This window comes from Bradyrhizobium sp. Bra64 (assembly GCF_024519875.1).
Classification (GTDB): domain Bacteria; phylum Pseudomonadota; class Alphaproteobacteria; order Rhizobiales; family Xanthobacteraceae; genus Bradyrhizobium; species Bradyrhizobium japonicum_G.
Genome location: NZ_JALJRD010000008.1, coordinates 254,360 through 261,938, shown reverse-complemented (window position 1 = coordinate 261,938; position 7,579 = coordinate 254,360). Strand labels below are relative to the sequence as shown.

Sequence of the window (7,579 nt, the reverse complement as noted above, 5' to 3'; positions counted from 1 at the left end):
GTCCCAAGCCAGGTCGCCAAGCAACTCGCAACAATCAACAAACCAAACAGCCGAAGCCGCATTCCAGCCCCCGAATGCAAGAGCGTCAGATTATTTGCAGAATGGCCAAACGCAATTTTCTATCAGTGATATCAGTCACACATCCCTGCGGCCGTCCAGACAACTGGGCGCCGGGCGACAGATGTGCGACCGTGTCGTTCAATTGATTTGTCCCTGACGACATGATGCTCCCGTTTTGCCCGACGGGTCAAGTTGAATTCGAAAAATACGAAGCCCCCGCGACTTGGCTACTGTGCATGGGGTTGTTTCGATGTTTTTTTCGTTGGTCCCTTCAGCCCGTTCGGCAAGTTGGTCTCGCGGCAGGGCAGGGAGGCTCAGCTCCTCGGCCCGCGCAGCTGCGCCGTCAGCCGGTCCATCGCCTCCGCCGCATCGCGCCATTGCGACAGCCAGCTCCGGGGGAAGCGGAAGGTGAGGTCGGCGCCGCCGACGCGGCGCTCGGAGAGGCACATGCCCGGCGTTGCCGCATCGCGCGTGCAGCGCGCGGCCAGCGCGGGGCTCGCAGCGGAATAGAAGTCCTCGTTGCCGTAAGGCGTGTCGGCGCGGAACATCCGCATCGTCAGTCCGTCCTCGGGCATCGTCGCGGCCTGGTCGAGATAGCGCGGATAGATCGTGGCCGTTCGCTGTTCGGGGGCGAGTGCATCGTGATGCGCCGCGATCGACAGGAAGATGCGGTCGATCGGCTGCATCGCCGCCTCCACCGTGTCGGCGGTGACGTGCTTCGGTGCGCCCGGGGGTTCCAGCGAGGGATAGAGGAAGTCGAGATCGATGCGCTCCTGCGGCCCGGAGTGGCGCTGGATCTTCATGCGGATCGCCGTCGTCGGCAGGTTGAACAGCGTGCCGCCGACGCTCACCGGCAATTTGTCGGGGCCGTTCGCGCCGCTCGTGCCCCAGGTCGGCCACAGCAGATACGCGACGAGAGCGACAGCGCACAATGCGGCCATGCCGCCGAGCACGATCGGGACGACATGCGCCCTTGTGCGCATCCGGGAAGACTGAGGGGAGGTTGCCGAAAACACCGTCATGAGCCGCGCGACCGGAGAAGCAGTCGGCCGTTGGCCGACGAATCAGCTGCGAATATGCCACGCGGCGGCGATTTCGCGCAGCACCGGGGGGCCGCGGAGAAGGGAGGGGGACCTGCGCCAGATGGCCGGCGGCGTTAACCTTCCCTTAAGGATAATGTAGCGTTAACCAGCGCCATTTGTCACAGGAAGACTCCGGCGTTGCGTAAGGGCGGACCGTTCCGATGACACCTGAGGCTCTCAATACCTTCTTCTCGATTTGCATCGGTTTCGCGCTCGCGGGCGCGCTCGTGAGCGGATACCAGGCGGTCGCGCAGCGGCCCGCCGGCTTCGGCCTGTTGCAGGACGGCGTGGCGCCGAAGACCTTCGCCGCGGTGCCGTTCCTGGTGTTCGCGGCGCCCTTCATCATCATGCGCAATACGCTGCGCGGCATGCGCGTGGAAAGCCGTCGCGTCGAATTCGTGATGATGGCGACCGTCATCGCCGGCTTCTGGAGCATGATGAGCGGCACCTTCTTCCTGATGACGCTGCGCGCGGCCGGCGTTCTGACCTGAAGGGCCGCCCGGCCCGGCCGCCCCCTTTGCGTCCAGGTCGCCGTTTCGCTATGCCAGTCTCGACGTGACAGGAGACCCTCATGGCGATCTACGAGCTCGACGGGCAGGCGCCCGATCTTCCCGCCGACGGCAATTATTTCATCGCGGAGACCGCCACCGTGATCGGCCGCGTGCGCCTGAAGCCGGGGGCGAGCGTCTGGTTCGGCGCGGTGCTGCGCGGCGACAATGAGTGGATCGAGATCGGCGAGGGCGCCAACGTGCAGGACGGCTCGACCTGCCACACCGATCTCGGCTTTCCGCTTCACATCGGCAGGAACTGCACCGTCGGCCACAACGTCATCCTGCACGGCTGCACCATCGAGGATGGCGCGCTCGTCGGCATGGGCTCGATCGTGATGAACGGCGCCAGGATCGGGCGCAACAGCATCGTCGGCGCCGGCTCCGTCATCACCGAGGGCAAGAAGTTCCCCGAACGCTCGCTGATCATCGGCTCGCCCGCGCGCGTCATCCGCACGCTCGACGACGCCCAGGTGCAGAAGATGGGGAGCGCGGCCAGGTTCTACGTCGCCAATGGCCCGCGATTCACGAAGGGCCTGAAGCGGATCGGGTGAGATGCCGCGGTTCCATACCGTAACAATACCGCCGAGAACTTTAAGGCTCCGCTAGCGCCACGACTGGTATCGTGGTGCGTTCTCAATCAAGAGGAGCGGCGCTATGGACGCTGCGGCGGTGGGATCCGGCCTCGACGCCGGAACCAGACTATTGAAGAAATTCGTTCGTTTCGCGCGCGGCACGGACACGCTGAGCGTGGCGGAAAAGGTCTACAGCATCGCCGGCTTCCTGGCGATCGTCACCACCTTCCTGCTCGTGATGTCGATCCAGTCGGTCCGCCTGCAGACGACCTATCGCCACATGCACGCCACCTCCGCCGAGGCGGCCATCAACGTCGGCCGCATCAACGCGCTGATCTACGCCATCGTGATGGAATCGCGCGGCATCTACATGTCCGCCGATCGGGCCGCGATGAAGCAGTTCGCCGACGGGCTGCTCAGGCGCAACCGCGAGCTCGCTGCGGCGGTGAAGAACATGGAGCGGACAGTCGGTGACGACGACGCCGAACAGATTGCCGCCTTCCGCCAGCGCATCTCGCAATTCGTCGAGTTTCGCCAGGAGCTGGTACGGCGCGGCCTGGAGATCAGTCCGGCGGCGGCGCGCGAATGGGGCGACAACGACGCCAACCGGACGTTGCGCAACAAGCTCAACAGCGATCTCGAGACGCTCGAGAGAATTTACGGGCAACGTGCCCGCGAGGCGGACGATCTCGCCAACGAGAACAGATATGCCGCGGCCTATCTGTTCGCGCTCGGTCTGGCGGCCCTGCTGCTCGCGGGGCTGAACGTCGTCGTGATGCGAGGCTCGGTGGTGGGAGCGCTGGCCGAGATCACCCAGGCGACCGACCGGGTCGCGCAAGGCGACGTCAAGAGCGAGGTGCCGCATCTGCGCCGTCACGACGAGATCGGGCATCTTGCGCGCGCCGTGCAGAACTTCCGCGACGCGGTGGCGCGCATCTTCGAGCTCGAGGAGATCGAGCTCGGCACCGCGCAGGCGCGCGATGCGGCGATGACCGAGCGCGACAAGTTCAACGACAAGTACCAGGCCAAGAAGTGGCAGATGTCGGCCGCGATCAACAGCATGCCGCAGGGCCTGATCATGCTCGACGGCAAGGCCAATGTGGTCGCGATGAACGCCAACTACCGGCGGATCTACAATCTGCCCGAGACAATCCAGTCGGGATCGACGCTCGAGGAGATTCTCCAGCACCGGGTCAAGAGCGGGTTGTTCACCGGCGACGTCGTGAAATATGTCGCGGCGGTTGTCGACCGGATCGCCAAGCGCGAGCCCGCGGCCTACGAGGTCGCCCTGAACGATGGCCGCATCATCAAGATCTACGAGCGTCCGATGGACGGTGGCGGCTGGGTCTCGGTGCAGGAGGACGTCACCGAACAACGTCAGCGCCAGCGCATCCTGGAGCGAATGGAGCGTTTCCTCGCCACCATCATCGAGAACGTGGCCGAAGGCATCATCGCCAAGGATGCACGCAATTTGCGCTATGTCTTCGTCAACAAGGCCGCCGAGAAGATGATCGGCATGTCGCGTGGCGAGATCATCGGCAAGACCGCGCGGGAGCTGTTTTCCGCCGAAGCGGCCGAATTGATCGAGCGGCGCGACCGGCAGCTTCTGGCGCAGAAGCAGCAGCTCGAGCCGATCATCGACACCATCGACAATCCCACGCGAGGGCGGCGCGTGATCTCCGCCCGCCGTGTCCAGATCGGCGGCGCCGGTGAAGAGTCCCACATGTTCGTGACCATGGTCGAGGACCGGACCGAGACGATGGTGGCGGCCGCATAGCCACCGGCGCGCGCCATCCGGAGCAACGTGTCAGCTTCGCTCGGATTCGCGCGCTTCGATTGCGCCCGCGACCTTCTCGTGACCGGCGGCCCACAACGCGTGTTCGTCGCTGCCGTCCGAGTAGGGATTGGCTTCTGCCGGAATGTTTTCCTGCGCGGCGCGTTCGCCCTCTGCAAAAGGATCGCGATCCGTCATCCTGATTTCGCCTTTCCGGTTTGCCGCGTCGAACACGATCGGCTTTCGCATGATCGTGACTCTCCCTGTTCAAGCTGAACCGACGGCAATTGTTCCGGAACCGGTGATCGCTGCGGCGGTTGATCGGGAAAGGAGAATCCGAATGGCACCATCGTCCGCAGCCCGTTCAATCAAGATCATGATCGTCATCTTCGGCCTTGCGGCGATGCCGGCCGTATCGTTCGCGCAAGCGACCGGCGGCTCTGCGGGATCGGCCGGGGGTGTCGCCAATTCTGCGGCACCTCCGCCCGGGACCAACAGCCTGGGTACGGCGCAATCATCCGGAACGAATGCCGCCCCCGGAGCCACCACCGGTACCGGTGCAGGCGGATCCACCGACGCCGCCGTCAATGCCGAGAACCGCACGCTCGACAAGAAGCTCAAGAGCATCTGTCGAGGCTGCTGATGCTCGCGGGGAAGTGAGACAGCGAGGCTGTCCGGAACGCCCCAAGGTGATTAGCTTGGTCCTGCTTTGGAGCGGTGGAGCGTATCCACGCAGAGGATCAAGTGATGTTACGCAAGATGATCTTGGCGGCGCTGGCCGTCGCGGCGGTCGGACTGTCGGCACCGCAGGCGGCACAGGCGCGGGGTTTCGGGCACGGCGGGGGCTGGGGCCATGGCGGCCACTGGCACGGCGGCGGCTTCTGGCCCGGGGTTGCGATCGGAGCGGGTCTTGCCGGCGCCGGCTACTACGGCGGCTATTACGGCTACGGCTACCCCTATTACGGCAGCCCCTACTATTATGGTACCGGCTACGACGATGGTTATGGCGGCTGCTACGTCGCCCGGAGGCGGGTGATGACGCCTGCGGGATGGCGATTCCGTCGCGTCGACGTCTGCGAATGACCCGTTAAAAAACAAGGTCGTTGACGCAGTATACCGTCAACGACCTTGCCAGCCCCGGACATTGAAATCGGCTCACGCCATCCGGTAACGGCAAGCATCGCGCGGAATCATACGGGCGAATGTGATCCAGTTCACAAGTCGAAGAATTTAAAGTCGCGTCGCGAGCCTCTCAGCCGCGCGAACGCTTGCGCGTGCTGGCCTGGACGCGGTGCCGCACCGGTTTCCTGCGGGTAACCGAGGGGGCCTCCGTCTCGGTCGCCCGGGCGCTGGCAAAGGACTGCCGCAGACTGTCGATCGACTCGTTCAGCGAGGCGACCTGCTCGGACAGGCGCTTGTTGTCGGCCTGCTGCGCCGCCATCAGCCGCTTCATCGTCGTGAGCTGATCCTGCACGACCTGAAGCTGGTCGATCGATTCCTGCTGGGTCGCCTCCAGCCCCTTGGTCTTCTCGACCAGTTGCTCGGAGGCCTGGGCGGTGCGGGCCTGGAGCTGCCGCGACGCCACCACCCGGTCGGTCTCGGGGATTGCGCCGGTATAGGCCCGCCAGATCGCGATCGAGGTCACGCCGGTGATGAGCAGGAGGAGGGCGGCGGCGGTCAGCGCGATGGGCTGGGCGCCGAGGCGAAGAAGGGGGTTGGACCGTGTGTCCTCTGCGAGATCGATCATCGCTGACAAAACCCAAATTGAAACTTGGTGCGTTGCGAAGACCGGCAACCCTTGGGCGGCCGGGGCGTCCCGAAAGCGCTACGTTTCGGCAAGGAATGGGACCAAAAAGAGGCTAAGCGCGAAAAAACCAGCAATCAGGAGGCCTTAAGGCTTCCGAATACCCGGCCAGGGCAGCGATCACGGCTGAAACGGCGAAAACGGTCCGGAATAGGGCTTCGACCGCGGCGCCGCGTAGGGCCCGAGCCGCGACGTCGTCAGTCCCAGCCGCACCAGCGATTCCGCCAGCGTGACCGCCGCCGCGACGCCGTCGACCACGGGCAGGCCGTGCGTGTCGGCGAGTTCGGCGGCGAGATCGGACATGCCGGCGCAGCCGAGCACGATGGCCTCTGCGCGGTCGTCGCGGATTGCAGCCGTGATCTCCGCGGAGATCTTGCCGATGGCATCGGCGTTGCGCTCTTCGAGCGCGAGCACCGGCACCTCGGCGGCGCGGACGCGGGCGCAGCGCTCAGCGAGGCCGTAATTCCGCAAATTATGTTCGATCGGCACGATGGAGACATTGAGCGTCGTCACCACGGCGAAGCGCGCCGCGATCAGGCTTGCCATGTGGAAGCCGGCTTCGCCGATGCCGATCACCGGCACCCTGGCTGCGGCCCGCGCGGCGTCGAGCCCGGTGTCGTCGAAGCAGGCTATGATGTGCGCATCCGCGCCGTCACGGTCGGCCTCGCGGATGCAGCCGAGCATGCCGGGCACGGCAAAGGCCTCGTCGTAAAATCCCTCGATCGAAACCGGGCCCATCGCCGGCTGGCGCGCGTCGATCACGGTGCCCGGCAGGGCGACCGCGCGCGCCGCGGCCGCGATCTTCGCCGTCATCGACGCGGTGGTGTTGGGATTGACGACGTGAAGTCGCATCAGATCAGACAAGCCCTTTGCCGGCGTCCGAGCCCTTGGCCGCCTGCCGCTTGTTCAGCACGTGAATGGTGCCGAGCGCAAGCGTGATCACCGTGAACGAAACGGCTGAGATCACGGTGCCGAGCGCATAGATGTCGGGGTTCGTCACGGTGGTGGTGAGGCCCTGCAGATCGAGCGGCAATGTATTCACCGCCCCGATCGCCTGGCTGGAGCGGGCGAGTTCGTCCCAGGACAGCGTGAAGCCGAACAGGCCGATGCCGATCACGGAGGGCAGGATGATCGGCAGCACGACATGGCGGAAGGCCTGCCACGGCGTCGCCCCGAGATCGCGCGCGGCTTCCTCGAGCCGGGGATCGAAGCGGTTGAAGATCGCGAACATGATGAGCAGGCCGAATGGCAGCGTCCAGGTCAGATGCGCGCCGAGTCCTGACGTCAGCAGACCCATCGAGGTCTCGAAGTTCTCGTTCCAGTGGGCCTTGATCAGGTCGTCGATGATGCGAAATTCAAGCGAGATGCCGAGCGAGGTGATGATCGAGGGAACGATGAGGCTCGCGATCGCCGAGTAGAACAGGATGCTTTGCGCCTTGAACTTGCGGCGAAAGGCCATGCCGGCGGCGACCGACAGCACGACGGTGACGATCATCACGATGATGCCGAGCAGCAGCGAGCGGCGGAAGGCGGCGCCGAGATCGACGATGCCGGTGCCCTGGAACAGTTTTGCGATCCAGAAGGTCGACACGCCGTTCATCGGGAAGGTCAGGCCGCCCTGGGGGCCCTGGAACGACAGGACGTAGATCGCGATCATCGGGCCATAGAGAAACAACGTGTAGGCCGCGAAGAAGATCGCGAGCACGTAGAAAGAGCGCGGGCGTCCTTCCTTCATG

The 7,579-nt window shown here is 64.9% G+C and carries 10 protein-coding genes; 5 read left to right on the top strand and 5 right to left on the bottom strand.

From position 1 onward, the window contains the following. Positions 1-374: 374 nt before the first annotated feature. Complete coding sequence (locus tag NR187_RS23675) at positions 375-1,082, bottom strand: hypothetical protein (protein WP_256807843.1); 708 nt, start codon at positions 1,080-1,082, stop codon at positions 375-377. Between the two features lie 221 nt (positions 1,083-1,303). Between NR187_RS23675 and NR187_RS23670 the strand changes: the two genes are divergently transcribed. The 3 genes from NR187_RS23670 to NR187_RS23660 all read left to right on the top strand — a co-directional run bounded on the left by NR187_RS23670 (position 1,304) and on the right by NR187_RS23660 (position 4,042). Then, complete coding sequence (locus NR187_RS23670) at positions 1,304-1,633, top strand: hypothetical protein (RefSeq protein ID WP_211385119.1); 330 nt, start codon at positions 1,304-1,306, stop codon at positions 1,631-1,633. An 80-nt stretch (positions 1,634-1,713) separates the two neighbouring features. Further along, a complete protein-coding gene (locus NR187_RS23665) occupies positions 1,714-2,244 on the top strand; it encodes a gamma carbonic anhydrase family protein (protein ID WP_256807842.1) in 531 nt (176 codons plus the stop codon). A gap of 103 nt (positions 2,245-2,347) precedes the next feature. After that, on the top strand, positions 2,348-4,042 hold the full coding sequence (locus NR187_RS23660) for a PAS-domain containing protein (RefSeq protein ID WP_211385117.1): 1,695 nt from the start codon (positions 2,348-2,350) through the stop codon (positions 4,040-4,042). Positions 4,043-4,072: 30 nt separating this feature from the next. On the opposite strand, the gene NR187_RS23655 is transcribed toward NR187_RS23660, so the two are convergent. Further along, the gene (locus NR187_RS23655; RefSeq protein WP_211385392.1) at positions 4,073-4,288 is read right to left on the bottom strand and encodes a hypothetical protein; all 216 of its coding nucleotides are present in this window, start codon (positions 4,286-4,288) and stop codon (positions 4,073-4,075) included. Between the two features lie 91 nt (positions 4,289-4,379). On the opposite strand from NR187_RS23655, the gene NR187_RS23650 reads away from it, so the two are divergent. Both NR187_RS23650 and NR187_RS23645 read left to right on the top strand, forming a co-directional pair. Beyond that, positions 4,380-4,682, top strand: a complete 303-nt coding sequence (locus tag NR187_RS23650) for a hypothetical protein (protein WP_211385382.1) — start codon at positions 4,380-4,382, stop codon at positions 4,680-4,682. Positions 4,683-4,786: 104 nt separating this feature from the next. After that, complete coding sequence (locus NR187_RS23645) at positions 4,787-5,122, top strand: hypothetical protein (protein ID WP_211385116.1); 336 nt, start codon at positions 4,787-4,789, stop codon at positions 5,120-5,122. A gap of 169 nt (positions 5,123-5,291) precedes the next feature. Here NR187_RS23645 and NR187_RS23640 read toward each other — a convergent pair whose 3' ends face one another. From NR187_RS23640 to NR187_RS23630, 3 genes are all read right to left on the bottom strand, one after another. Then, positions 5,292-5,786 carry a hypothetical protein gene (locus NR187_RS23640; protein ID WP_211385115.1) on the bottom strand — a complete coding sequence of 165 codons (495 nt, stop codon included), beginning with the start codon at positions 5,784-5,786 and terminating at the stop codon, positions 5,292-5,294. Between the two features lie 177 nt (positions 5,787-5,963). Continuing rightward, the gene (locus NR187_RS23635; protein WP_211385381.1) at positions 5,964-6,695 is read right to left on the bottom strand and encodes an aspartate/glutamate racemase family protein; all 732 of its coding nucleotides are present in this window, start codon (positions 6,693-6,695) and stop codon (positions 5,964-5,966) included. 4 nt (positions 6,696-6,699) lie between these two features. Next, entirely contained in the window at positions 6,700-7,578 is an 879-nt protein-coding gene (locus NR187_RS23630) for an ABC transporter permease (RefSeq protein WP_211385114.1), read from the bottom strand. Position 7,579 lies beyond the last annotated feature (1 nt).

What these genes read in the sequence shown, in the direction of transcription:
- NR187_RS23630 (WP_211385114.1), bottom strand. Translation starts at nt 7,578, where the DNA reads ATGAAGGAAGGACGCCCGCGCTCTTTCTACGTGCTCGCGATCTTCTTC.
- NR187_RS23665 (WP_256807842.1), top strand. Translation starts at nt 1,714, where the DNA reads ATGGCGATCTACGAGCTCGACGGGCAGGCGCCCGATCTTCCCGCCGAC.
- NR187_RS23640 (WP_211385115.1), bottom strand. Translation starts at nt 5,786, where the DNA reads ATGATCGATCTCGCAGAGGACACACGGTCCAACCCCCTTCTTCGCCTC.
- NR187_RS23635 (WP_211385381.1), bottom strand. Translation starts at nt 6,695, where the DNA reads ATGCGACTTCACGTCGTCAATCCCAACACCACCGCGTCGATGACGGCG.
- NR187_RS23645 (WP_211385116.1), top strand. Translation starts at nt 4,787, where the DNA reads ATGTTACGCAAGATGATCTTGGCGGCGCTGGCCGTCGCGGCGGTCGGA.
- NR187_RS23660 (WP_211385117.1), top strand. Translation starts at nt 2,348, where the DNA reads ATGGACGCTGCGGCGGTGGGATCCGGCCTCGACGCCGGAACCAGACTA.
- NR187_RS23675 (WP_256807843.1), bottom strand. Translation starts at nt 1,082, where the DNA reads ATGACGGTGTTTTCGGCAACCTCCCCTCAGTCTTCCCGGATGCGCACA.
- NR187_RS23655 (WP_211385392.1), bottom strand. Translation starts at nt 4,288, where the DNA reads ATGCGAAAGCCGATCGTGTTCGACGCGGCAAACCGGAAAGGCGAAATC.
- NR187_RS23670 (WP_211385119.1), top strand. Translation starts at nt 1,304, where the DNA reads ATGACACCTGAGGCTCTCAATACCTTCTTCTCGATTTGCATCGGTTTC.
- NR187_RS23650 (WP_211385382.1), top strand. Translation starts at nt 4,380, where the DNA reads ATGGCACCATCGTCCGCAGCCCGTTCAATCAAGATCATGATCGTCATC.